The organism is Microbacterium sp. 10M-3C3, assembly GCF_003931875.1.
Classification (GTDB): domain Bacteria; phylum Actinomycetota; class Actinomycetes; order Actinomycetales; family Microbacteriaceae; genus Microbacterium.
In genome coordinates, this window is record NZ_CP034245.1 from 3189596 (window position 1) to 3212552 (window position 22957).

Below are 22957 nucleotides of genomic sequence, written 5' to 3' on the forward strand. Positions count from 1 at the left end.
GCGTGCCCTCTCCCGCGGTCGACGACTACCTCAAGACGATCTACGCGCACACCGAGTGGCAGGACGAGCGCATCACGCCCTCGCAGCTCGCTGCCGTGCTCGGGCTCGCGCCGTCGAGCGTGACGGAGATGGTCCAGAAGCTCGCCGCGCAGGGCTTCGTGACGCATCGGCCGTACGGACCGATCGCGCTCACCGCCGCCGGCGAGCGGCGCGCCGCCGCGGTCGTGCGCCGACACCGCCTGATCGAGACGTGGCTCGTGCAGGAGTTCGGCTACGGCTGGGACGAGGTGCACGACGAGGCCGAGGTGCTCGAGCACGCGCTCAGCGACCGGCTCCTCGAGGGCATCGACGAGCGGCTGGGCCGCCCGCGCTTCGACCCGCACGGCGATGCGATCCCGGATGCGGCGGGCCGCGTCGACCGCGCCGCCTTCGTGCTGCTCGGGGCGGCCGCGGCCGGGCACGCGGGGCGCGTTCTGCGCGTGAGCGACCGTGACCCCGACCTGCTCCGAGCGCTCGTGGACGCGGGCGTCGACGTCGGGCACGAGGTCGAGGTCGGCGCCGAGGGCTCCGTGCGCGTCGACGGCCGCGCCGTGACGCTGCCCGCCGGCGCGGCCGACGCCGTATGGCTCACGGCCTGAGCGCTCCGCTGCATCCGTCGACCCACACTCGACCGCCGAGACCACCCCTTCCGTCGCGCGAGGAGTGTGGGCTCGCGCAGCGAGTGCGGGCTGAGGGCGGCCGGCCGCGGGTCAGGACAGACGGGATGCGGCGGCGAAGGGCCAGCGCACCCCCGACGCCTGCTCGCACACGCGCCACAGGCGCTCGGCCACCGCGGGGCGCGATGCCAGCGCCGTCGCGCGGGCGCGGTGCGGCTCGCCGCGGCCGCCGAAGCGCGGACCCCAGTACTCGCCGCCTTCGATCGTCGGGTCGACCAGCGCGCGCACGAGCGACGCGGCCGCGGTCTCCTTCGACTGCGCGATCGGCGCCTGCAGGTTGTCGACGAACCGCGTGAGCCGCGACGGCTCGTTGACGCCCCGGATGCCGCGCGTGCGCCCGCTCGTGGCGTAGCCCGGGTGCGCCACGACGCTCGAGACCGCAACGCCCTGCGCCCGCAGGCGACGATCGGCCTCGAAGCCGAGCGCCGTGGTCGCCATCTTCGACTGCACGTACGCACGCCACGGCGAGTAGTCGTCGACCAGCTGCGGGTCGACGGGGTCGTAGCGCCACAGCGTCGTCGACATCGACCCGAGCCACACCATGCGTCCGCCCGCGGCGGCCAGCGGCCGCAGCAGCTCCCCGGCGAGCGCGAAGTGGCCGAGCACGTTCGTCGCGAACACCCGCTCGTTGCCGTCGACCGTCTCGCGCCTCTTCGGCGGATGCACGATGCCGGCGTTCAGGAGCAGGCCGTCTAACCGGCCGCGGGCGCGAGCGGTGGCTGCGGCCGCACGCACCGAGCCGAGGTTGGCGGTGTCCAGCAGCAGCGTCTCGACCGCCGCATCCGGCACCCGCGTGGCGAGCGTCGCCCGCACGTGGGCGAGCTTGTTCGGGTTGCGACCGGTCACGATCACGGTCGCCCCCGCGCGCGCAAGCTGCTCGCTCGAGAAGAAGCCGAGGCCGGCGGTCGCGCCGGTGACCAGGTACGTGCGCCCGGACAGATCGGGCAGCGAGGTCGGGTCCCATTCGGCGCGCGTCACGGTCCCACGGTACTGCCGCCGGGCCCTCTCGACGGGAGGCTCGGGGCATAGGCTGAGGCCATGCGCACGCGGGCAGACATCGAGTGCTGGCTGACCGACATGGACGGCGTGCTCGTGCACGAGAACGTCCCGATCCCCGGCGCCGCGAAGCTGCTCGAGCAGTGGCGCGACGACGGCACCCCGTTCCTCGTACTGACGAACAACTCGATCTTCACGCCGCGCGATCTGAGCGCGCGGCTGCGGGCGTCGGGCCTCGTCGTGCCGGAGGCCTCGATCTGGACCTCCGCCCTCGCGACCGCCGACTTCCTCGCGTCGCAGATGCCCGGCGGATCCGCCTTCGTCATCGGCGAGGCGGGCCTGACGACCGCGCTGCACGAGGCCGGGTTCATCATGACCGAGACCGCGCCCGACTACGTGGTCGTGGGCGAGACGCGCAACTATTCGTTCGAGGCGATCACCAAGGCGATCCGCTTCATCCGCGACGGCGCGCGGTTCATCGCGACGAACCCGGATGCGACGGGCCCCTCGACCGAGGGCGTGCTGCCGGCGACCGGCGCGATCTCCGCCCTCATCACGAAGGCGACGGGGCGCGAGCCGTACGTCGTCGGCAAGCCCAACCCGATGATGTTCCGCTCGGCGATGAACCGCCTCGGCGCGCACTCGGAGGTCACCGGCATGATCGGCGACCGCATGGACACCGACGTGGTCGCGGGGATCGAGGCGGGCCTGCACACGGTCCTCGTCCTCACCGGCATCAGCGACCCGGCCGAGGTCGAGCGCTACCCCTTCCGCCCCGACGAGATCCTGGGTTCGGTCGCCGAACTCGTGCGCGACGAACCGGTCGAATCGGAGCTGCCCGACGCCGACCCGACGCTCGGACTGTAGGGGGACGCGTGGGCGCGCTGGACGACGGCGAGAAGGTGGTCGCACAGGATGCGGCGGCGTGGCGCGCGTGGCTCGAGGACAACCACGCGTCGTCGAAGGGCGCATGGCTCGTCCGCGGTCGCGGCGAGCACTCCGCCGCGCACATCGGCTACGAGGAGGCGATCCTCGAGGCGCTGTGCTTCGGGTGGATCGACGGCCCCGTGCGCGTGTTCGACGAGCGCACCTCCGGCCTGTGGTTCGCGCCGCGCCGCCCCTCGAGCGGATGGGCCGCGACGAACAAGGCGCGCATCGCGCGGCTCGAGGCGGAGGGGCGGCTGCGGCCCGCCGGCATCCGGGCCCTCGAGGTGGCCAAGGCCAACGGGGCGTGGGAGATGCTGGACGGGCCCGAAGCGGGCATCGAGCCACCCGAGCTCACCGCGGCGCTCGACGCGGTGCCCGCGGCCCGCGCGAACTGGGACGCCTTTCCGATGTCGGCGAAGAAGCTCGGCCTGACGAACATCGCGATGGCCAAGCGACCCGAGACGCGCGCAGCGCGGATCGCGAAGATCGTCGCGGATGCGGCGGAAGGCCGTCGGCCGTGACCGACACCACGCCGCTGCTCGTCGTGGCGCTCATCACCGGCGCCGGCACGCTCGTCGTGCTGATCTGGCAGGCCGTGCGCTACTTCCGCAACGATCGCAACGACTGACCCCGCCGCATCCGCCCTTTCCCCGCAGCGTGCCCCGCTTTCAGCGGAAATGGCGGGCTGAGGCGGCACGAAGTGGGACATGCAGCGCGCGATGAGACGCGAGCGCCGGGCGCGGCTACTGGGGCTGGAGGCCGAGGTCGTCGAGGTCGATCGCGGCGAGCCAGCGCAGGCCCTCCGCCTCGACGGCGGCCTGCGCGCCGGTCTTGCGGTCCACGATCACGGCGACCGCGACGACCTCGGCGCCCTCCTTGCGCAGCGCCGCGACGGCCTTCAGCGCCGATTGGCCGGTCGTGGAGGTGTCCTCGACGACGACGACGCGCTTGCCCGCGACATCCGCGCCCTCGATCTGGCGCCCGCGCCCGTGGTCCTTCGGCTCCTTGCGCACGACGAACGCGTCCAGCGGCGTGCCCGCGCGCACCGATTCGTGCAGCACGGCGTTCGCGATCGGATCGGCGCCGAGAGTCAAGCCGCCCACGGCGACGACGCCGTCGAGGTCGCGGATGAGATCGAGCATGATGCGTCCGATCGCGGGAGCCGCACGGTGGTCGAGCGTGAGCTTGCGCATGTCGACGTAGTATGTCGCCTTCTTGCCGCTGGAGAGGGTGAAGTCGCCGTGGAACACCGCCTCGTCCTCGATGAGGCCGATGAGGGCCTGGCGGTCGGCTTCGAGCTCGGGCGTGGAGGCGGCGGTCACGCCCCCGAGTCTACGGACCGCCGCGAAAGTGCACCGCCGCGCCGAACCCGCTCCGGCGAACATGCACTCTCGCCGTTGCGGTGCACTTTCGGCGGGCGGGCGGCGTCGGCGGCCGCGCCTAGGCTGGGAGCCATGCGCCTGGCCACCTGGAACGTCAACTCCATCCGCGCTCGCGTGCCCCGCATCGTCGACTTCGCGGTGCGCGAGCACATCGACGTGCTGGCGATGCAGGAGATCAAGTGCAAGACCGAGCAGTTCCCGTACGCGGCGTTCGAGGAGGCCGGATACACGGTCGCCGCGCACGGGCTCAACCAGTGGAACGGCGTCGCGATCGCGAGCCGCCAGCCGCTCGACGACGTCGAGATCGGCTTCCCCGGCATGCCCGGCTTCGCGAAGGGGCACGACGGCCCGGATGCACCGCAGGAGGCGCGCGCGATCGGCGCGACGGTCGGCGGGGTGCGCGTGTGGAGTCTGTACGTGCCCAACGGCCGCTCGCTCGACGACCCGCACTACCTGTACAAGCTCGACTGGCTGAGCGCGCTGCAGCAGTACACCCTCGACGCGCTCGGCGCCTCCCCCGACCTGGCGCTCGCCCTCACGGGCGACTTCAACATCGCCCCCACCGACGCCGACAACGGCGACCCGACCGTCGTCGTCGGCGCGACCACCCACGTCTCGCCGCCCGAGCGGGCCGCGTTCGCCGCGCTCGCGTCGGCGGGACTCACGGACGTCGTCCGCCCCCTCGTGCCCACCGGCTACACCTACTGGGACTACAAGCAGCTGCGCTTCCCCCGCAACGAGGGTCTGCGCATCGACTTCGTCCTCGGTTCGCACACGTTCGCCGGAGCGGTCACCGGCGCCGAGATCCACCGCAACGAGCGCAAGGGCGAGGCGCCGAGCGACCACGTTCCGGTCGTCGTCGACCTCGACCTCAGCGGCCCCGACGACGAGGCCGACCGCCCGATGATCTTCGGCTGACCGCATCCGGAAAAAACTTCTCGGCCGCTGTCGATTTCGGCGAGGCTGGTTCGACGTATCGGTGAGGGCACGCAGAAGCGGCCCCACCGAACGCTCGAGACGAGCACGACCGAGGAGCACCCCGATGAAGTTCATGCTGATCATGCGCGGCACCGACGAGGCCTACGCCGAGTACAAGAAGATCCCCTTCGACCAGATCATCAACCAGATGGGCGCCTACAACGAGGCGATGATGAACGCCGGCGTGCTCGTCGCCGGCGAGGGCCTGGCCGAAGACCTCCGCGACGCGTTCGTCGTCGACTGGGCGAAGGGCGAGCTGACCGTCACCGACGGCCCCTACGGCGAGACCCACGAGCTGTTCAACGGCTTCTGGATCATCCAGGTCGCCACGCGCGACGAGGCGATCGAGTGGGCGCGCCGCGCGCCGCTCATCGCCGGCAACAAGCTCGAGGTGCGCCGTGTCACCGACGAGACCGACTTCGCCGCGTTCGCCGACAACGAGTTCATTCAGAAGGAGGAGGGCTGGCGCGAGCAGCAGAGCGCCCGTTGAGGCCATGACCGAAGACGTCGGCGCGCGCGTTGCGGCGATCTGGCGCATCGAAGGCGCCCGGATCGTCGCGACGCTCGCGCGGGTGGTCGGCGACCTGCCGACCGCCGAAGACCTCGCCCAGGATGCGGTGGCCGCGGCGCTCGACGTCTGGCCGCGCGAGGGCGTGCCCGACAACCCCGGAGCATGGCTGACCGCGGTCGCCAAGCGGCGCGCGATCGACGGATGGCGGCGTGCGGCGACGCGCGACGACAAGTACCGTCTGGCGGCACACGACCCACAGGACGTCGCCGAGACGGACTGGCATCCGATCGACGACGATCTGCTGCGCCTGGTCTTCGCGGCCTGTCACCCGGTGCTCTCGCGCGAGGCGCAGCTCGCGCTGACCCTCAAGGTCGTCGCGGGTCTCGGCAGCGACGCGATCGCGCGGCTGTTCCTCGTGCCGGTCGCGACCACGCAGCAGCGGATCGTCCGTGCGAAGAAGACGCTCGCCGCCGCGCGCGTGCCGTTCGAGATCCCCGACGAGACGGAGTGGCGCAGCCGGCTCGACGCCGTGCTGGCGGTCATCTACCTCGTCTTCACCGAGGGCTACGCCGCGAGCAGCGGCGAGCGCTGGATCCGCACGGAGCTCGCGAGCGAGGCGATCCGCCTCGGCCGCATCCTCGCGCGCCTGCTGCCGAACGAACCCGAAGCGCTGGGGCTGCTCGCCCTCATGGAGTTGCAGTCGTCCCGCTTCGCGGCGCGGGAGGACGCCGACGGCGAGCCGATCCTCCTCGCCGACCAGGATCGGCGCCGCTGGGATCGCTCCGCGATCGCCCGCGGACGCGCGCTGCTCGCCCGCGCCGACGCGCGGCGCCGCGGCCGCGGCCCCTACCAGCTGCAGGCCGCGATCGCCGAATGCCATGCGGTCGCCGCATCCGTCGACGACACCGACTGGGCGCGCATCGTCGTGCTGTACGAGGCGCTCGGCCGCATCTCGCCGAGCCCCGTCGTCGACCTCAACCGCGCCGTCGCGGTGTCGATGGCGACGGGGCCCGCGTCGGCGCTGCGCATCGTGGACGAGATCGCGGATGCGGGGGCCCTCCGCGGATCGCCGCTGCTGCCGTCGGTGCGCGGCGAGTTGCTGACCCGCCTCGGCCGTGCCGACGAGGCCCGCGCCGAGCTGACGGTGGCCGCCGGTCTCACCGCGAACGAGCGGCAGCGCGCCGTGCTCGAGGCGAAGATCGCCGCCCTCCGCTGACCCGCCCGGACGCGACGTCGGAGGACACGACGAACGTCGGAGGATCGACGCGGATTCCTCCGACGTTCGTGCGTTCCTCCGACGTTCGAGTGGCGGATGCGGCGAGTCGCGTCAGGTCATGTCGCCGGTGCGCACCGGCTCGCCCGGGCCGTACCGCAGCCATGTCGCGCCCGCGGAGCCGCTGACCGGCGGCTCGAGCAGCTGAAGGCCGCGCGCGCCGCCCGACTCCGGGAAGAGGCGCTTGCCCGCGCCGAGCACGATCGGGTAGATCGCGAGGTTCAGCACGTCGAACAGCCCCTCGGCGACGAGCGTGCGCGAGAAGTCGATGCTGCCGACGACGTGCACGTCCGCGTGCCGCTCGCGCAGACCCGCGATCTCGGCGGCGAGGTCGGGCCCGAGCCGGTGCGAGTTGTGCCACGTGAGCTCCCGGTCGCCGCGCGTCGCGACGTACTTCGGCATCGCGTTGAACTTCCTCGCGATCTCGAACTCCGGACGCTGGTCGTCCGCGAAGGCCGGCCAGTACGCCGCGAAGATGTCGTATGTGCGCCGGCCGAGCAGCAGCGCGTCCATGCCGCGGATGCCGGCGATGATGCGCTCCCCGATCGCGTCGTCCTGGAAGGGCGCCTGCCAGCCGCCGTAGGCGAAGCCGCCCGAGGTGTCCTCCTGGGGACCGCCCGGCGCTTGCATGACGCCGTCGAGGGTGCTGAACAGGTCGATCTGGATGGTGCCGGTCATGCTGACTCCTTCGTCGTGGCGGCCGGGCGCCGCATCAGGCGACCGCGTCCCGGTGGGGCGCGTCGATGTGGAAGGTCGCCGCGAAGCGCTCGAGCAGCGCCGGCTCGCCCCGGACGACGGCGACCAGGTCGCGGTCGATCGCCTCACCCGGCGTCACGTCGCCGGCGATGACCTCCCGGATGCCGGGACCGGCCACGAGGACGGCATCCGGCTCGCCGTCCGGCATCCGTCCGCCCACCGGCGCCATGGCCGGTGCGATGCGGTGCACGGTCAGCGTGTCGCCGACCACGACCGCGCGGAGCGCGACGTCGCCGACGTGCACTTCGTAGTCGGCGGGCTCCAGCCCGACCGCGACGTCGGGGCGGAAAGCGGTGCGCAGCGCCATCGTGAGCGAGTCGCCGGTGACGACGTCGCCCTCCTCCGGCTCGCCCATCTGCGCGAACCCCCAGCGACCGAGCGCGAGCACGATCGGCTCCAGCTCGCGGCCGTAGGACGTCAGCTCGTACACGAGCCCGCAGTGCTTGAGCGGCACGCGGCGCACGACGCCCCCCTCCTGCAGCTCTTTGAGCCGCGCGGAGAGGATGTTCGTCGGGATACGGGGGAGGCCCTGCTTGAGGTCGGTGTAGCGCCGCGGTCCGACGAGAAGATCGCGCACGATGAGCATGGCCCACCGCTCGCCGATCAGCTCCACCGCGGTCGTGACCCCGCAGTACTGCCCGTAGCTGCGCGCCGCCATCGGTCAGTGCTCCGGCTGGTACTCCATCGCGGCCGGACCCTTCTCCACCGCCTCCTGATCCATCCAGATGAAGGAGAGCAGGTTGCCGTCGGGGTCTTCGAGGTTGCGACTGTACATCCAGCCGTAGTCGTCGGGCTCGCCGTACTCGCTGCCGCCTGCCTTCTCGCCCGCGGCGATCGTGGCGTCCACGTCGTCGCGCGAGTCGCGGCTGAGGCCGATGAAGGCCTGCACCGACACACGCGGGTCGATCATCTGCCGGTCGCTGAAGGTGGCGAAGAAGTCGCGCCGCAGCACCATCATCTGGATGTTGTCGTCCCACACGACGCACGCGGCGTTCTCATCCGTGAAGAGCGGATTCAGGGTCGCGCCGATCGCGGTGTAGAACGCCTTCGAGCGGTCCAGGTCTTCGGTGGCCACGTTCACGAAGATGTGCGTCATGGGGAACTCTCTCATTCGTCGCGCCGGCCCGACGTCGGCGCGTGGCCACATACTTGGGAAAAGCAAGCAAGCTTGTCAAGAGCAAGCAATCGGCCTCGTCGGGCGAAACGACGAACGTCGGAGCATCCGGGATGGATGCTCCGACGTTCGCGTGATTCTCCGACGATGAGGGCGCCGGATGCCGCGGGTCAGGCCGCGTGCGAGTCGGCGAGCTCGCGCGCCGGCACGTAGCGGGCGATGAGGTGCTCGAACGCCTCGAGGAACGAGCGCAGGAAGCCCGCCGTCGTGTCGTCGCTGATCTCGCCGTTCTCGCCGAACAGGCCGGGCTTGGACTGCACGTAGCCCTCGGGCTGGCCGAGCACGGGCGCGTTGTAGTGGCTGAACACGGCCTTCAGGTGCTGCTGGGCCGCGGCGGTGCCGATGGGGCCGCCGGACGTGCCGATGATCGCGACCGGCTTGCCGTCGAACGAGCCGTGGCCCCACGGGCGGGCCGACCAGTCGAGCGCGTTCTTGAGCACACCCGGGATCGAGCGGCTGTACTCGGGCGTGACGATGATGACGCCGTCGACGTCGGCGATGGCCTGCTTGAAGTCGCGCGCGACCTGCGGGAAGTCCGCGTCGTAGTCGGGCGAGTAGAACGGCAGGTCCTTGATCGGGATCTCCACGAGGGTCGTGCCCTCCGGGGCGACCGCCTCGAGCGCCTTCGCCAGGCGCCGGTTGATCGAGGTGCTGGAGATGCTGCCGACGATGTAGCCGATCGTGTACGTCACGAGTGTCGTCCTTCCGTTGGGGATGTTCCCGATGTCGCGTTCTACAACGGCGCCCACCGCGGATCCATTCCCACGCATAGGTTTCTTCCAGGTTCTCGTCTCCGGCTCCGTCGCGCGGCGGATGCGGCGGCCCGACCCGGCTCGTAGCGTGGAGGCATGACCCGCCTCACCCGCGCCCCGCAGCGCGGCGACGCGATCCTCGCGGCGGCGCTCTTCGTCGGCGCCGTCGGCAGCGCCGTGCTGTCGTCCGTCGCCGGGCTCTACGGCGACGGCCAGGCCGACCTCGGCTGGGCGATCGCCTACGCCGTCGTGCTCGCGGCACCGCTCGCGGTGCGGCGGCGCTGGCCGTCGGTCGTCGCCGTCGTCGTGTCGGCGGCGTACTTCACCGCCGTGACCCTGCGCATCCCCGAGCTCTACGCCGGCAACATCGCGATGTTCATCGCGCTGTACACCGTCGGCGCGTGGTCGGACGATCGTCGTCGCGCGCTCATCGTGCGCGTCGCGATCATCCTGGGCATGACGGTGTGGCTGACGGTCACGATGTACCAGGATGCGACGACCCCCGCCGACCAGGTCGGTGACGACGCCTTCTCGCGTGCCGGCGCGTTCTCACCCTTCGTCGCGTACTCGCTGCTGATGATCCTCATCAACGCGCTGTACTTCGGGGGCGCGTACTACTTCGGCGAGGCCGCGTACGCACGCCGCCGCGAACGCCGCGCCCTCCAGCAGCGCACGCGCGAGCTCGAGGCGGAGCGCGAGCGCACGGCCGCCCAGGCGGTGGCGCTCGACCGCGTGCGCATCGCGCGCGAGCTGCACGACGTCGTCGCGCACCACGTGTCGCTCATGGGCGTGCAGGCGGGAGCCGCCCGCACCGTGATGGCGCGCGATCCCGACAAGGCCCGCGACCTCCTGCAGGGGGTCGAGGACTCCGCGCGAGCGTCGCTCGGCGAGCTGCGCCACCTGCTCGAGACCCTCCGCACGCCCGACGGCGCGGCGTCGCCCGCGCCGTCCGACGCGCCCGCACGGGGCCTCGCCGATCTGCCGGCGCTCGTCGAGGAGGCGCGCGCCGCCGGCCTGCCCACGACGCTGTCGGTCGTCGGCGACGAGACGCCCGTGCCGGACCTCGTCCAGCTGAACCTGTACCGCATCGCGCAGGAGGCGCTCACGAACGCCCGCCGGCACGCGGGGCCCGACGCGACCGCCGACGTGCGCGTGCGCTACGTGCGCGACGGCATCGAGCTCGAGGTCGCGAACACGGGCCACGCGACCGCGGCGGAGCCGGGACTCGGCCGCCTCGGCATGCGCGAGCGCGCCGCCGCCTCGGGGGGCACGCTCGAGGCCGGCCCGCGCGCCCGCGGCGGATGGCTCGTGCGCGCCGCGATCCCGCTGGCCGAACGGATGCGCGCCGATGCCTGAGATCCGCGTCCTGCTCGCCGACGATCACGCCATGATGCGGGCCGGGTTCCGCACGATCCTGTCGCTGCACGACGACATCGCCGTGGTGGGCGAAGCTGCGGACGGCGACGAGGCCGTGGCCGCCGCATCCGCCCTGCGCCCCGACGTCATCTGCATGGACGTGCAGATGCCCGGCACGGACGGCCTCGCCGCCACGCGCGCGATCGTCGCCGATCCGGCCATCGACGCGGCGGTGCTGATCGTGACCACCTTCGACCGCGACGACTACCTGTTCGCCGCGCTCGAAGCCGGCGCGAGCGGGTTCCTGCTGAAGAACGCGGGCCCGGAGGAGCTCGTCGCCGCGGTGCGCGTCGTCGCGTCCGGGGACGCGCTGCTCGCGCCCGAGGTCACGCGCCGCGTGATCGCGCGCTTCGCCGCCGGGTCGGCGGACGGCAGCGTCGGTGCCGCCCCGGCGCGCGCCCTCCCGGCGCTCCCGGATGCGCTCACCGAGCGCGAGACCGACGTGCTCCGCCTCATGTCGGAGGCGCTCAGCAACGCCGAGATCGCCGCGCGACTGTTCATCGGCGAGGCGACGGTCAAGACGCACGTGTCCAACGTGCTGCAGAAGCTCGGCGCCCGCGATCGCGTCGCCGCCGTGGTGTGGGCGCACCGCAGCGGCCTCGTCTGACGCGCCTCCCCCGCACGGCGGATGCGGCGAACCCCCCTCCGGGCGGATGCTGCGGCGCGGCCCGATCCGTAGCGTCGAAGCACGGCGGCCGATCGGTCGCGACTCCAAGGAGGACACGTGCTCGAACTTCGCGGGATCACCAAGAGCTACGGCGGACGCCGGGTGCTCGACGGCGTCGGCTTCACGGTCGCCCCGGGCCGGCTCACCGGCTTCGTCGGCGGCAACGGCGCCGGCAAGACCACGACCATGCGCATCGCCCTCGGCGTCCTCGCGAAGGATGCCGGGTCGGTGCGCCTCGGCGGCGCGGAGGTGACGACCTCCGATCGGCGCCGATTCGGGTACATGCCGGAGGAGCGTGGGCTGTACCCGAAGATGAAGGTCGGCGAGCACATCGCCTACCTCGCACGGCTGCACGGCTACGGCCGCGCCGACGCCACCGCGCGCGCCGAGGCACTCCTCGAGCGTCTCGGGCTCGGCGAGCGCCTGGGCGACTCGGTCGAGACGCTCTCGCTCGGCAACCAGCAGCGGGCGCAGATCGCCGCCGCGCTCGTGCACGACCCCGAGGTGCTCATCCTCGACGAGCCGTTCTCGGGGCTCGACCCGCTCGCCGTCGACGTCGTCGCCGCGGTGCTGCAGGAGAAGGCGGCGACCGGCGCCGCCGTGCTGTTCTCGTCGCACCAGCTCGATGTCGTCGAGCGCCTGTGCGACGACCTCGTCATCATCGCCGGCGGCACCGTGCGGGCGGCGGGCTCCCGCGAAGAGCTGCGCCGGCAGCATTCCACGCACCGCTACGAGCTCGTCTCCGCCGGCGACGCCGGGTGGGTGCGCGAGCAGCCGGGCGTCATGGTCCTCGACTTCGACGGCGGCTACGCCCTGTTCGACGCCGATGACGACACCGCCGCGCAGCGCGTGCTCCGTGCCGCCGTCGAGCGCGGCGACGTGGCGAGCTTCGCGCCGCAGCATCCGACCCTCGCCGAGATCTTCAAGGAGGTCATCCGATGAGCGCTCCCGCATCCACCCCCGCCGCGCCCACCGAGCTGCAGAGCGTGTGGCTCGTCGCCGAGCGCGAGATCGGCTCGAAGCTGCGCAGCAAGGTGTTCGTGATCTCGAGCGCGATCCTCATCCTCGCCGCCCTCGCCTCCGTGCTGTGGGGCGGGTTCGCCGCCGCGTCGGCCGGCGACGGCGTGGCCGTGGCCGTGACGTCGCAGACCGAGGCGGCGACCCGCGGCGTCGACGGGCTCGACGTCACCGTCGCCGACAGCGTCGACGACGCCACCGCCCTCGTGCGCGACGGCACGGTCGAGGCCGCGCTCGTGCCCGACGACTCGACGTCGTTCGGGTACAGGGTCCTCGCCGACGACAGTGCGCCCACCGAGGTGGTCGAGCTGCTCAGCCAGACGCCGCCGGTCGAGCTCCTCGACCCCGCCGGCGCGACCGACGGCCTCCTGCGCTACTTCGTGGCGCTCGGCTTCGGGATCGTCTTCCTCATGGCCGCGTCGACCTTCGGCAGCACGATCGCCTCGAGCGTCGTCGAGGAGAAGCAGACGCGCATCGTCGAGATCCTCATCTCCGCGATCCCGGTGCGGGCGCTGCTGGCGGGCAAGGTCGTCGGCAACACGGTGCTCGCGATGGCGCAGATCGTCGCGCTGGCCGCCGTCGCCTCGGTGGGGCTCTCGGTCACGGGTCAGACGGAGGTGCTGACCGGCCTCGGCGCGCCCCTGGTGTGGTTCGGGGTGTTCTTCTTCTTCGGCTTCGTGCTGCTCGCGGCGCTGTTCGCGGCGGCCGGCGCGATGGTCTCGCGGCAGGAGGACATCGGGGCGACCACGTCGCCGCTGACGATCCTCATCATGGCGCCGTACTTCCTCGTGATCTTCTTCAACGACAACCCCGTCGTGCTGTCGGTCATGTCGTACGTGCCCTTCTCGGCGCCCGTCGCGATGCCGCTGCGCCTGTACCTCGGGCAGGCGCAGTGGTGGGAGCCGCTCATCTCCCTCGCCGTGCTCGTCGCGACGTGCGCCGGCGCCATCTGGGTCGGCGCGCGCATCTACCGCAACTCGCTGCTGCGCATGGGCGCGCGCGTCAAGCTCGCGGAGGCGCTGCGCGGGTGAAGCTCGCGGAGGCGCTGCGCGGCTGAGGCTTGCGGAGGCGCTGCGCGGCTGAGGCTCGCGGAGGCGCTGCGCGGCTGAAGCTCGCGGAGGCGCTGCGCGGCTGAGGCGCCGCATCCGCGCGGAATTCAGGAGATCCGGGCCCTTTCGCACGCGCGAGGGCCCGGATCGGCGTCTGAGCCTGAATTCTGCGCGCGTGAGCGGCGAGAGGTGGGGCGGGCTGGGCTGCCGGCAGGGGTCAGTGGCGGGAGGCGGCCCGGCCGGTGCGGCCGGCGAGCGCATCGGCGGCCGCCACGAGCGCGAGGTGCGACAGCGCCTGAGGCGTGTTGCCGACGTGGCGGCCGGTGGCCGGGTCGTACTCCTCCGACATCAGGCCGAGATCGTTCGGCACCGCGGCCAGCCGCGTCATGAGCTCCCGCGCGTCGTCGCCGCGGCCCATCGCCGCGTACTGGCGCACGAGCCAGAACGAGCACGCGAGGAACGGATGCTCCGTGCCGGCCAGTCCGTCCACGCCCGTCTGCGTCCGGTATCGCAGCACGAAGCCGTCGGTCAGGAGCGTCTGCTCGATGCGAGCGACCGTGGCGCGCATGCGCGGGTCATCGGCCGCGCAGAAGCCGACCGTCGGGATGAGCAGGAGCGACGCGTCGACCTCGTCGGTGTCTTCGTGCTGGCGGAAGGCGCCCGTGGCGGGGTCGACGGCGCGCTCCTCGATGCGGCGGCGCACCGCGTCGCGGGCGGCGCGCCACCGGTCGGCGGGACCCTCGAGACCGTGCTCCTCGACGGCCCGGATGCCGCGGTCCAGAGCCGCCCACACCATGACCCGCGAGTGCGTGAACATGCGGGGCTCGCCGCGGATCTCCCAGATGCCGTTGTCGGGGCGGTCGATGCTCGCGGCGACCTGCTCGACGAGCGCGCGCTGCAGCCCCCACGAGAACCGCGTCTCGTCGAGGCCAGCCAGCCGCGCCGATTCGAGCGCGACGAGCACCTCGCCGAGCACGTCCGCCTGGTACTGGTCGACCGCGCCGTTGCCCACGCGCACCGGGCGCGACCCGTCGTACCCGGGCAGCTGCGGCAGCTCCCGCTCGGAGAGGTCGCGCTCGCCGGCGATGCCGTACAGCACCTGCACGTCGGCGGGGTCGCCCGCGACCGCCCGCAGCAGCCAACGGCGCCAGCGATGCGCGGCGCCGAGGTAGCCGTGGTCGATGTAGGCCTCGAGGGTCAGCGCTGCGTCGCGCAGCCACACGTAGCGGTAGTCCCAGTTGCGCGCGCCGCCGAAATCCTCCGGCAGCGACGTCGTCGCCGCCGCCACGATGCCGCCGGTGTCGGCGTGGGTGAGCGCGCGGAGAACGAGCATCGAGCGGACGGCGAGGTCGCGGTGCGCGCCGTCGATGCCGCCGCGGCCGGCCCATTCGCTCCACCATCCGCGCGCATGATCGAGCGCGTCGTCGACGTCGAACGCATCCGGGGCGTCGCGGAAGGCCTCGCCCCACGTCAGCACCGAGTCGACCGTCTCCCCCGCCGCCACCGCGAACACGGCACGGTGCGCCCGGCCGTCGGGGTGCAGGCGCGGTCCGCGCACGACGACCGAGTCGGGCCCGGCGAGCGCGCGCAGCACGGGCATGTCGTGCGAGCCGATCTGCCGCACCCACGGCGTCGCCCGCGCGTAGTCGAAGCGCAGCCGCAGCTCGCTCGTCATCTCGACAGCGCCACTGACCCCCACGACCCGGCGCACGACGCCCTGACGCTCCGGATGCAGCGGCATGAACTCGTACACGTCCACCACGCCGTCCGAGGCCTCCCAGCGCGTGACGAGCACGAACGAGTCGCCGTCGTACCGGCGCGACGGACGCGCCTGCGGATCGGCCGGGCGCAGCGACCACGAGCCGTGCTCGTCGTCGCCCAGCAGTTTGGCGAAGATCGACGCCGAGTCGAACCGCGGCAGGCAGAGCCAGTCGAGGGAGCCGTCGTCGGAGACGAGCGCGGCGCTGCGGCAATCGCTGAGCACGGCGTAGCGCTCGATCGGGAGTGACACCCCCGGATTGTCGCATGGCAACCCCCGAGCATCCTCGCGCACGGTGCTTAGGGTGAGGGCATGGCGGCTGACACGACGACCCTGCTCATCCTCGGCGCATCCGGTGACCTCACCTCGCGGCTGCTCCTGCCGGCGCTCGGCCAGCTGCTCACGCGCGAGCCGGGCCGCCGCATCCGGCTACGCGGTGCGGGCCTCGAGGACATCGCCGACGAGAAGTGGCGCGAGATCGTGCGGACCTCGTTCGCGACGACCGACAGCGCCGCGGCGTTCGACCTCGTGTCGGACACGACCTACACCGCGGCCGACATCACCGCCGAGCACGACCTGGCGTCGCTCCTGGCCGACACCCCCGGCCGCGTCGTGCTGTACTTCGCCGTGCCGCCGGCCGTCGCGGAGAAGGCCTGCGCGGCGCTCACGCGCATCGACGTCCCCGAGGGGCTGATCCTCGCGCTGGAGAAGCCGTTCGGCAGCGACGAGGCCAGCGCGCACGCCCTCAACGAGACGCTGCAGCGCATCGTGCCGGAGTCGCAGGTGTTCCGCATCGACCACTTCCTCGGGCGCTCCACGACGCTGAACCTCATCGGCGTGCGCTTGGCCAACCGGCTCATCGAGCCGGTGTGGTCGGCGGAGCACATCGAGTCGGTGCTCATCCGCTACGACGAGACGCTCGGGCTCGAGGGCCGCGCGGGCTATTACGACCACGCCGGCGCCCTGGTCGACATGATCCAGTCGCACCTGCTGCAGGTGCTCGCGATCCTCGCGATGGAGCCGCCCGCGACCCTCAGCGAAGTGGACTTCCGGGATGCGACGGCCGCCGTGCTGCGGGCGACGCACGTGTGGGGCGACGATCCCGTCGGCTCGTCCCGCCGCGCCCGGTACACCGCCGGCACGATCGGTGGCCGCGCGCTGCCGTCGTACGTCGACGAGCCGGGCGTCGACGCGGCGAACCAGACCGAGACACTCGCGGAGATGACGTGCGAGGTGCGCACCGAGCGCTGGAGCGGCGTGCCGATCACGCTGCGGTCGGGGAAGGCGCTCGACGACGCCGACCGCGAGGTGATCGTGCGCTTCCGCCCCGTCCGGCATCTCCCGGACGGGCTCACCGGCAGCACGACGCCGTCGGTGCTGCGCTTCTCGCTCGGGCCCGACCGTGTCGCACTCGAGCTGAACCTCAACGGCGGCGACGACCCGTTCGAGCTCGAGCGCGCGTCGCTCGAGGCCGACCTCGGCGACGGCGCCCTCAAGGCCTACGCCGAGGTCCTCTCGGGACTCCTCGACGGCGACGCGACCCTCGCGGTGCGCGGCGACGCTGCCGAGCAGTGCTGGCGGATCGTGCAGCCGGTCATCGACGCGTGGCGCGCCGGGGAGGTGCCGCTCGACGAATACTCCGCGGGCAGCGACGGCCCGTCCGCGTGGCCGGCACAGCCCGAAGGCACCCTCAAGCGTTCGTGAGCACCGACAGCACGTTGCCCGCCGGGTCACGGAACCACGCGATGAGCGGGCCGCCCTCGCGCATGATGCCGCGCGAGTCGGTCGGGAACTCCGCATCCCCGTAGATCTTCGTGTTCACACCGCGCGCGTTCAGCTCGTCGACGGCGGCCTCGATGTCGTCGACGGGAAAGTTCAGCACCGTGAAGCTCGCCGGCTCGTGGTTCGGCTTAGGGTACACGAGCACGTGCGCGCCGGTGCCGAGGACGAGCTCGAGGAAGCCCATGTCGTTGTCCAGGACGTCCAGGCCCAGGGTGTCGCGGTAGAACGTGCGCGCCGCATCGATGTCGTCGACGGAGAAGCCGCTGAACGCGGCGGTGGAACCGAACATGATGCCTCCCGGGGGCGGACTCGCGTGTCCTGCCTCGATCGTGCCCGTCGTGCGCGGCCGTGTCCAGGGCGTCGAGGCCGCCGCGTCACCCGGTCGGCGGATCGGTGTCGCGCGGCGGGTTCAGATCCGGATGCACCACCACGACCAGCGACGCGGCCTCGCCGTCGGGGTCGGGGCCGCGCTCCTTGAACTCGGTCACGAGCTCGTAGAGCCGCCGGTCGAGCTCGGCGCGATGCTCGGCGTTCAGGCGCAGCCCCATCCAGATGACGTCGACGTCTTCAGGGTCGACGCCCTGAAGCTGCTGGCGCATCGTCTCGATGAGCACGACCGACTGACCCGGGACGTGCGTGCGCCACGACAGCCCGGTCGCCCGGTAAGGCACCTCCCGCGCGCCGCGTGCGCCGACCCGCTCCTCCTGAGGCGCCAGCATCCCGGCGTTCACGAGGGTGCGCACGTGGTGGAGCATCGTGCCGGGGTTCACGGCGAGGAGCTCGGCCAGCTCCTTGTTGGTGCGGGCGTCGAACGCGCAGAGCCGGAGGATGCGCAGGCGCAACGGCGAGCTGAGCGCGCGGCCGACGGCCTCGGCGTGGGCCTCGTCCGTCGGCTCGGTCATGTTATGAGCGTAGCGACTGATTGACAGATCCGGATCACTTCGCACACACTGATCGACATGTCCCAATCGGTTCCGGACTCGGCGGCCGGCTCACCCCCTCCCGCCGACGACGCGGATGCGGCGACCGCCCCTGCCCGCGACGCCGCAGCGCTCGAGCGCACCACGCTCTGGCGCGACCGCAACTTCCTGACGCTGTGGGGAGGCCAGGCGCTCAGCCAGTTCGGGGCGCAGGTGACCGAGCTCGCGATCCCCGTGCTCGCCGTGCTCGTGCTGAGCGCGTCCGAGTGGGAGGTCGGCCTCCTGGGGGCGGCGCAGGTGGCCGCGTTCCTGATCGTGGGACTGCCCGCCGGCGCGTGGATCGACCGCATGCGCAAGCGACACGTCATGATCGTGGCCGACCTCGTGCGCGCCCTCGCCCTCGCGACGATCCCGGTGCTGTGGCTGCTCGGGGTGCTGCAGATCTGGCAGCTCGTCGCGGTGGCCCTCGTCATGGGCATCGCGACGGTGTTCTTCGACGTGTCCTACCAGAGCATCGTCCCCTCCCTCGTGCGCCCCGGGCAGATCGCCGAGGCCAACGGCAAGCTGGAGTCCACGCAGCAGCTGGCGGGGCTCGCCGGCCCGGCAGCGGGCGGGGCGCTCGTGAGCGCGCTGACCGCCCCCTTCGCGATCCTCGCCACCGTCGGCACCTACCTCGCGTCGTTCGTCGCGCTGCTGCTCACGCGCGACCGCGAGGAGCCGCATCCGCGAGACGAGGAGCGCGCCCTGTTCCGCGAGATCGGCGAGGGCGTGCGGTGGGTCTTCAGCAACCGGTTCCTCCGCCGCATCGTGGCCACGACGGGCGTGTCGAACCTGTTCAGCACGCTCTCCACGACGCTCCTGCCGCTCTTCCTGCTGCGCGAGCTGGGTCTGACACCCACCGCGATGGGCGTCATCTTCTCGCTCGGGGCGATCGGCGGGCTCGTCGGTGCCGTCAGCACGCCGCACATCGTCGGGTGGCTCGGCGAGGCACGCGCGATCCCCGCGAGCGCGATCGGCTTCAGCCTCGTCGCGCTCGTGCTGCCGGTAGCCGCGAGCGTGCCGCAGATCGCGTTCCCGCTCCTGGTCGCGCAGAGCTTCGTGATCAGCTTCACGGTGCTCGTGTACAACATCACGCAGGTGACCTTCCGTCAGCGCGTGACACCCGGGCGGCTCCTCGGCCGCATGAACGCGTCGATCCGGTTCTGCGTGTGGGGCGTCATGCCCCTCGCCGCCCTCGCGGCCGGGGGCCTCGGCGCGTGGCTCGGCGTCGTCCCGACGATGTGGATCGGCGCGATCGGCTGCCTGCTGTCGGCCCTCCCGGTCGTGCTCGGGCCGTTCTGGCGCCTGCGCGACCTCCCCGACGCGATGAACTGACCCCGGCTCCGCCTCGGCCCCCGAAGCGGCGTCCCCCATGCACAACTCAGGCAATCCGGATGCGGCGGCCCGCCGCATCCGCGGAAACACGCGACGCCCGCCACACCTGGTGGCGATCCAGCCTGAGTTGTGACGGCGGGAGGACGCCGACGGGCGGCGCCTTCGCCACGGGCCGTGATCACCGCTCCGTCCTGACCCCACGTCGGCCCCCGCACCGGTGTCACCCCCTGCACAACGCAGGCAATCCGGATGCGTCGGGCCGCCGCATCCGCGGAAAATTGCGGCACTCCGCCGGCCACGCCGTCGCTCAGCCTGAGTTGCGCACGGCAGGCGGGTGCGAGGCTCGCACGATAGAGGGCGCCGACCGGCTGCACCAGCCCAGAGTCCATCCACAGCGGACGGTGCCTACAGTGGACCATGACCGCGAGCATCCTCGGGATCGGCACCGCCGTGCCGGCCACCCGCCTGACGCAGGACGAGGTGCGCGATCTGCTCGCCGCCCAGCCCGGACTCGACCGCCGGGCGCGCCGCATCCTGGACGCGGCGTTCGACGCGGCCGCGATCGACACCCGCCACACCGTGCTCGGCGACCTGGGCGCCCTCGGCGCCGGCGACGGCCTGCGCGTGCGCGACGGCGCGCTGCTGCTCTCGCCCTCGACCGGAGCGCGCAACGACGAGTTCCGCCGCTCCGCGCCACCGCTGTTCGCCGCCGCCGCCCGCGACGCGCTCGCGGCCGCCGGCGTGAGCCGCGACGCCGTCACCCACGTCGTCACCGTCTCGTGCACGGGCGTGTTCGCCCCCGGCCCCGACTACCTGCTCGTGCGCGACCTCGGCCTGTCGTCGTCGGTCGAGCGCGACCACCTCGGCTTCGTCGGCTGCGCGGCGGCGGTGCCGGCGCTCCGGATGGCCGCGCGCATCACGCGGTCGGATCCCGCCGCGGTCGTGCTCGTCGCGGCGGCGGAGCTGTGCTCGCTGCACATCACGAGCTCCGACGACCCCGAGCAGATCGTGGCGGCGTCGATCTTCGCCGACGGCGCCGCAGCGGCCGTCGTGTCCGCCGACCCGGCGTACACCGCGGCCCGGCGGCTGGAGCTCGGCGGCTTCGCGACGCGGCTGAGCGACGAGGGCGAGCGCGACATGACGTGGACCGCCGGCGACGCCGGATTCGAGATGACCCTCACCGCGGAGGTGCCGCGCATCGTCGGGCGCGAGATCGCGGGCGTCGTCGACGACGTGTACGGCGGCACGTCGGACGTCGACGCGTGGGCCGTCCACCCCGGCGGTCGCAGCATCCTGGACCGCGTCGAATCGGGCCTCGACCTCGACCCGACCGCGCTGGCCGCCTCGCGCGAGGTGCTGCGCACGCACGGCAACATGTCGAGCGCGACGCTGCTGTTCATCCTGCGCGACATGCTCGCCGACCCGGCGCGCCCCGACGGTCAGCGCATCGCGACGCTCGCGTTCGGTCCGGGTCTGACCGTCGAGGCGGCCCGGCTCGTGCTGCGGGACGCCGCCGACACCGCGGCCGCCGCATCCGCCGACGATGTCGTCCCCGCCGACGACGTCGTGCCCGGGACGCCGGTGCTCGTCGCGCCATGAGCCTGCGCGAGCGCGCCGTCGCGCTGATTGAGCTCATGGACGACCCCGACTGCGATCCGCGCCTGCTGGCCGCGACCTACCGCCGCTTCGGCGTGGTCAACCGCCTCATCTCGGGGTGGGGCACGGTGTGGCGACGCGAACTCGCACCCGCCCTCGCGACCCTCGGACGGCCGGCGCGGGTCCTGGACCTCGGATGCGGCGGCGGCGACCTGGTCGTGCGCCTGGCCGCGCTCGCCCGCCGCGACGGCCTCGACGTCGCGTGGACGGGAGCCGACCCCGACCCGCGAGCGGGCGACGTCGCCGCCGCGCGCACCGCGCCCGGGGTGCGCTTCGTGCGCGCGGACTCTGCCGACCTGCTCTGCGCGGGTGAGCGGTTCGACATCGTCGTGTCGAACCACGTGCTCCACCACCTGTCCGCGGCCGAGCTCGCGCGCTTCGCGCACGAGTCCCGCCAGCTCGCCCGCACGCGCGTGCTGCACGGCGACATCGCCCGCGGCCGGCTCGCGTACGCGCTGTACGCCGTCGGCATCGCGCCGCTCGCGCCGGGCACCTTCCTGCGCACCGACGGGCTGCGCTCGATCCGCCGCAGCTACCGCGCGCCCGAGCTGGCCGCCGCCCTCGGCTCCGCGTGGCGCGTTGGCGAGCCGGCGCCCTTCCGCCTCCTCGCCGTCGCGGACGGGGCGGCCGATGCCTGACGTCGCGATCGTCGGCGCGGGCCCGGTCGGCACGCTCCTCGCCGCCGAGCTCGCCCGACGCGGCGTCGACGTCGTGGCGATCGAGCGTCGCGCGGATGCCGCGGTCGGCTCGCGCGCGATCGGCGTGCACGCGCCCGTGCTCGCCGCCCTCGAGCCCTCCGGCGCGACCGAGCGACTCCTCGCCGCCGCCGTCCGCGTGGGCGTGGGCGAGGCGCGCTCGCGCGGACGCCTGCTCGGCGCCGTCCGCTTCGACCGCCTGTCGGCGCGCTTCCCGTTCGTGGCCACGCTGCCCCAGACCGAAACGTTCGCCGCGCTGGCGACGGACGCGCCCGTCCCGCTCCGGGGCGAGGCGGTCGCGGTGCGCGGCGGCGCCCGGCCGAGCGTGCGGGTGCGCGGCGCCGACGGCGGCGAGCACGTCGTCGAGGCGCGCATCGTCGTGGTCGCCGCGGGCCCTCGTGCCCGGGCGCTGCTGTGGCGCCCGGGTGCCGCACGCGAGCGCGCCTGCCCCGACCGCTACGTCATGGCCGACGTGCCCGCCGACGGCGGCGACGTCGCCGTCGTGAACCTCGACCGCGGCGGCGTGCTCGAATCGTTTCCGCTCCCCGGTGGTGTGCGCCGCTTCGTCGCGGCCGTGCGCGCCGACGTCGACGCGCCCGACGCGCGTACAGCGGCGCTGCGCGCAGCGCTGGGCGCCCGGGGTCTCGACGAGGAGGCGGCGCGGATCGAGCGCGCGGAGGAGTTCCGCATCCGCCGTGCCCTCGCGCCGGCGCTGCGGCGCGGGCCGCTCTTCGCGATCGGCGACACCGCGCACGAGGTCAGCCCGATCGGCGGCCAGGGCATGAACCTGGGCCTCCTGGATGCGGCGACCCTCGCGCCGCTGCTGGCGACGTGGGTGCGCACGGGTGCGGCGCCCGACGCCGAGCTCGCCCGCTGGGAGCGGCGACGGCTCGCGTCGTCGCGCGTGTCGGGCGGCATCGCCGTCGCCAACACCGTGCTCGGGCGTCCCGCGGGGCCGCGCGTCGATGCCGCGCGGGCGGCCGCCCTGCGCGTCGCCCTCGCGACCCCCGCCGCGCGGCTCCTCGCGCACGCGTACGCGATGGGCTTCGACCGCGGCTGAGCCGCCGCATCCGCGAATCGCCGAAAGTGCACCGCCGCGGCGAACGTGCACGCCCGGGCGAGCGGTTTCGCCGCGAGCGTGCCCTCTCGGCGGCGCG

The 22957-nt window shown here is 73.1% G+C and carries 24 protein-coding genes; 15 read left to right on the forward strand and 9 right to left on the reverse strand.

Features of this window, described 5'->3' with window-relative positions; genetic code table 11:
• Window positions 1–2: 2 nt before the first annotated feature.
• Entirely contained in the window at window positions 3–638 is a 636-nt protein-coding gene (locus EI169_RS15465) for a metal-dependent transcriptional regulator (protein WP_125133109.1), read from the forward strand.
• A 111-nt stretch (window positions 639–749) separates the two neighbouring features.
• Here the strand turns inward: EI169_RS15465 and EI169_RS15470 are convergent, their stop codons facing one another.
• Window positions 750–1694: an SDR family NAD(P)-dependent oxidoreductase gene (locus tag EI169_RS15470; protein WP_125133110.1), complete on the reverse strand. Its 945-nt coding sequence runs from the start codon at window positions 1692–1694 to the stop codon at window positions 750–752.
• A gap of 60 nt (window positions 1695–1754) precedes the next feature.
• Between EI169_RS15470 and EI169_RS15475 the strand changes: the two genes are divergently transcribed.
• Together EI169_RS15475 and EI169_RS15480 are read left to right on the forward strand one after the other, a co-directional pair.
• A complete protein-coding gene (locus EI169_RS15475) occupies window positions 1755–2579 on the forward strand; it encodes an HAD-IIA family hydrolase (RefSeq protein WP_125133111.1) in 825 nt (274 codons plus the stop codon).
• Between the two features lie 8 nt (window positions 2580–2587).
• On the forward strand, window positions 2588–3160 hold the full coding sequence (locus EI169_RS15480; protein WP_125133112.1) for a YdeI/OmpD-associated family protein: 573 nt from the start codon (window positions 2588–2590) through the stop codon (window positions 3158–3160).
• Window positions 3161–3382: 222 nt separating this feature from the next.
• Here the strand turns inward: EI169_RS15480 and pyrE are convergent, their stop codons facing one another.
• Window positions 3383–3961, reverse strand: coding sequence for an orotate phosphoribosyltransferase (gene pyrE, locus EI169_RS15485; protein ID WP_125133113.1), 579 nt, complete (start codon window positions 3959–3961; stop codon window positions 3383–3385).
• A 132-nt stretch (window positions 3962–4093) separates the two neighbouring features.
• Between pyrE and EI169_RS15490 the strand changes: the two genes are divergently transcribed.
• From EI169_RS15490 to EI169_RS15500, 3 genes are all read left to right on the forward strand, one after another.
• Window positions 4094–4939 (forward strand): exodeoxyribonuclease III, encoded by an 846-nt coding sequence (locus EI169_RS15490; protein ID WP_125133114.1) that lies wholly within the window; start codon window positions 4094–4096, stop codon window positions 4937–4939.
• Window positions 4940–5063: 124 nt separating this feature from the next.
• Window positions 5064–5489: a YciI family protein gene (locus tag EI169_RS15495; protein ID WP_125133115.1), complete on the forward strand. Its 426-nt coding sequence runs from the start codon at window positions 5064–5066 to the stop codon at window positions 5487–5489.
• A 4-nt stretch (window positions 5490–5493) separates the two neighbouring features.
• Window positions 5494–6726: a DUF6596 domain-containing protein gene (locus EI169_RS15500; protein ID WP_125133116.1), complete on the forward strand. Its 1233-nt coding sequence runs from the start codon at window positions 5494–5496 to the stop codon at window positions 6724–6726.
• Between the two features lie 111 nt (window positions 6727–6837).
• Here EI169_RS15500 and EI169_RS15505 read toward each other — a convergent pair whose 3' ends face one another.
• The 4 genes from EI169_RS15505 to EI169_RS15520 all read right to left on the reverse strand — a co-directional run bounded on the left by EI169_RS15505 (window position 6838) and on the right by EI169_RS15520 (window position 9405).
• Window positions 6838–7461 carry a dihydrofolate reductase family protein gene (locus EI169_RS15505; RefSeq protein ID WP_125133117.1) on the reverse strand — a complete coding sequence of 208 codons (624 nt, stop codon included), beginning with the start codon at window positions 7459–7461 and terminating at the stop codon, window positions 6838–6840.
• A 34-nt stretch (window positions 7462–7495) separates the two neighbouring features.
• The gene (locus EI169_RS15510; protein WP_125133118.1) at window positions 7496–8197 is read right to left on the reverse strand and encodes a helix-turn-helix domain-containing protein; all 702 of its coding nucleotides are present in this window, start codon (window positions 8195–8197) and stop codon (window positions 7496–7498) included.
• A gap of 3 nt (window positions 8198–8200) precedes the next feature.
• Complete coding sequence (locus tag EI169_RS15515) at window positions 8201–8635, reverse strand: VOC family protein (RefSeq protein ID WP_125133119.1); 435 nt, start codon at window positions 8633–8635, stop codon at window positions 8201–8203.
• A gap of 188 nt (window positions 8636–8823) precedes the next feature.
• Window positions 8824–9405 carry an NADPH-dependent FMN reductase gene (locus tag EI169_RS15520; RefSeq protein ID WP_240640494.1) on the reverse strand — a complete coding sequence of 194 codons (582 nt, stop codon included), beginning with the start codon at window positions 9403–9405 and terminating at the stop codon, window positions 8824–8826.
• 156 nt (window positions 9406–9561) lie between these two features.
• Between EI169_RS15520 and EI169_RS15525 the strand changes: the two genes are divergently transcribed.
• The 4 genes from EI169_RS15525 (at window position 9562) to EI169_RS15540 (ending at window position 13596) form a co-directional block, all read left to right on the forward strand.
• Window positions 9562–10821, forward strand: a complete 1260-nt coding sequence (locus EI169_RS15525) for a histidine kinase (protein WP_125133121.1) — start codon at window positions 9562–9564, stop codon at window positions 10819–10821.
• Window positions 10814–11488: a response regulator transcription factor gene (locus EI169_RS15530; RefSeq protein ID WP_125133122.1), complete on the forward strand. Its 675-nt coding sequence runs from the start codon at window positions 10814–10816 to the stop codon at window positions 11486–11488. The genes EI169_RS15525 and EI169_RS15530 overlap by 8 nt, the downstream gene beginning before the upstream one ends.
• Before the next feature lie 117 nt (window positions 11489–11605).
• Complete coding sequence (locus EI169_RS15535; RefSeq protein WP_125133123.1) at window positions 11606–12490, forward strand: ATP-binding cassette domain-containing protein; 885 nt, start codon at window positions 11606–11608, stop codon at window positions 12488–12490.
• The gene (locus tag EI169_RS15540) at window positions 12487–13596 is read left to right on the forward strand and encodes an ABC transporter permease (protein WP_125133124.1); all 1110 of its coding nucleotides are present in this window, start codon (window positions 12487–12489) and stop codon (window positions 13594–13596) included. Before EI169_RS15535 ends, EI169_RS15540 begins: the two co-directional genes overlap by 4 nt.
• Before the next feature lie 235 nt (window positions 13597–13831).
• Here EI169_RS15540 and EI169_RS15545 read toward each other — a convergent pair whose 3' ends face one another.
• The gene (locus tag EI169_RS15545; RefSeq protein WP_125133125.1) at window positions 13832–15625 is read right to left on the reverse strand and encodes a glycoside hydrolase family 15 protein; all 1794 of its coding nucleotides are present in this window, start codon (window positions 15623–15625) and stop codon (window positions 13832–13834) included.
• 60 nt (window positions 15626–15685) lie between these two features.
• Between EI169_RS15545 and EI169_RS15550 the strand changes: the two genes are divergently transcribed.
• The gene (locus tag EI169_RS15550; RefSeq protein WP_125133126.1) at window positions 15686–17077 is read left to right on the forward strand and encodes a glucose-6-phosphate dehydrogenase; all 1392 of its coding nucleotides are present in this window, start codon (window positions 15686–15688) and stop codon (window positions 17075–17077) included.
• Here the strand turns inward: EI169_RS15550 and EI169_RS15555 are convergent.
• Together EI169_RS15555 and EI169_RS15560 are read right to left on the reverse strand one after the other, a co-directional pair.
• Window positions 17064–17444 carry a VOC family protein gene (locus tag EI169_RS15555; protein WP_125133127.1) on the reverse strand — a complete coding sequence of 127 codons (381 nt, stop codon included), beginning with the start codon at window positions 17442–17444 and terminating at the stop codon, window positions 17064–17066. The genes EI169_RS15550 and EI169_RS15555 overlap by 14 nt on opposite strands.
• An 85-nt stretch (window positions 17445–17529) precedes the next feature.
• Window positions 17530–18057 carry a winged helix-turn-helix domain-containing protein gene (locus tag EI169_RS15560; protein ID WP_125133128.1) on the reverse strand — a complete coding sequence of 176 codons (528 nt, stop codon included), beginning with the start codon at window positions 18055–18057 and terminating at the stop codon, window positions 17530–17532.
• A 57-nt stretch (window positions 18058–18114) separates the two neighbouring features.
• Here EI169_RS15560 and EI169_RS15565 point away from each other — a divergent pair, with 57 nt between their 5' ends.
• The 4 genes from EI169_RS15565 (at window position 18115) to EI169_RS15580 (ending at window position 22860) form a co-directional block, all read left to right on the forward strand.
• The gene (locus tag EI169_RS15565) at window positions 18115–19449 is read left to right on the forward strand and encodes an MFS transporter (RefSeq protein WP_125133129.1); all 1335 of its coding nucleotides are present in this window, start codon (window positions 18115–18117) and stop codon (window positions 19447–19449) included.
• A gap of 417 nt (window positions 19450–19866) precedes the next feature.
• Window positions 19867–21048: a 3-oxoacyl-[acyl-carrier-protein] synthase III C-terminal domain-containing protein gene (locus EI169_RS15570; protein ID WP_125133130.1), complete on the forward strand. Its 1182-nt coding sequence runs from the start codon at window positions 19867–19869 to the stop codon at window positions 21046–21048.
• Window positions 21045–21743 (forward strand): methyltransferase domain-containing protein, encoded by a 699-nt coding sequence (locus EI169_RS15575; protein ID WP_125133131.1) that lies wholly within the window; start codon window positions 21045–21047, stop codon window positions 21741–21743. The genes EI169_RS15570 and EI169_RS15575 overlap by 4 nt, the downstream gene beginning before the upstream one ends.
• Window positions 21736–22860, forward strand: a complete 1125-nt coding sequence (locus EI169_RS15580; RefSeq protein ID WP_125133132.1) for an FAD-dependent monooxygenase — start codon at window positions 21736–21738, stop codon at window positions 22858–22860. The genes EI169_RS15575 and EI169_RS15580 overlap by 8 nt, the downstream gene beginning before the upstream one ends.
• Window positions 22861–22957: the final 97 nt, after the last annotated feature.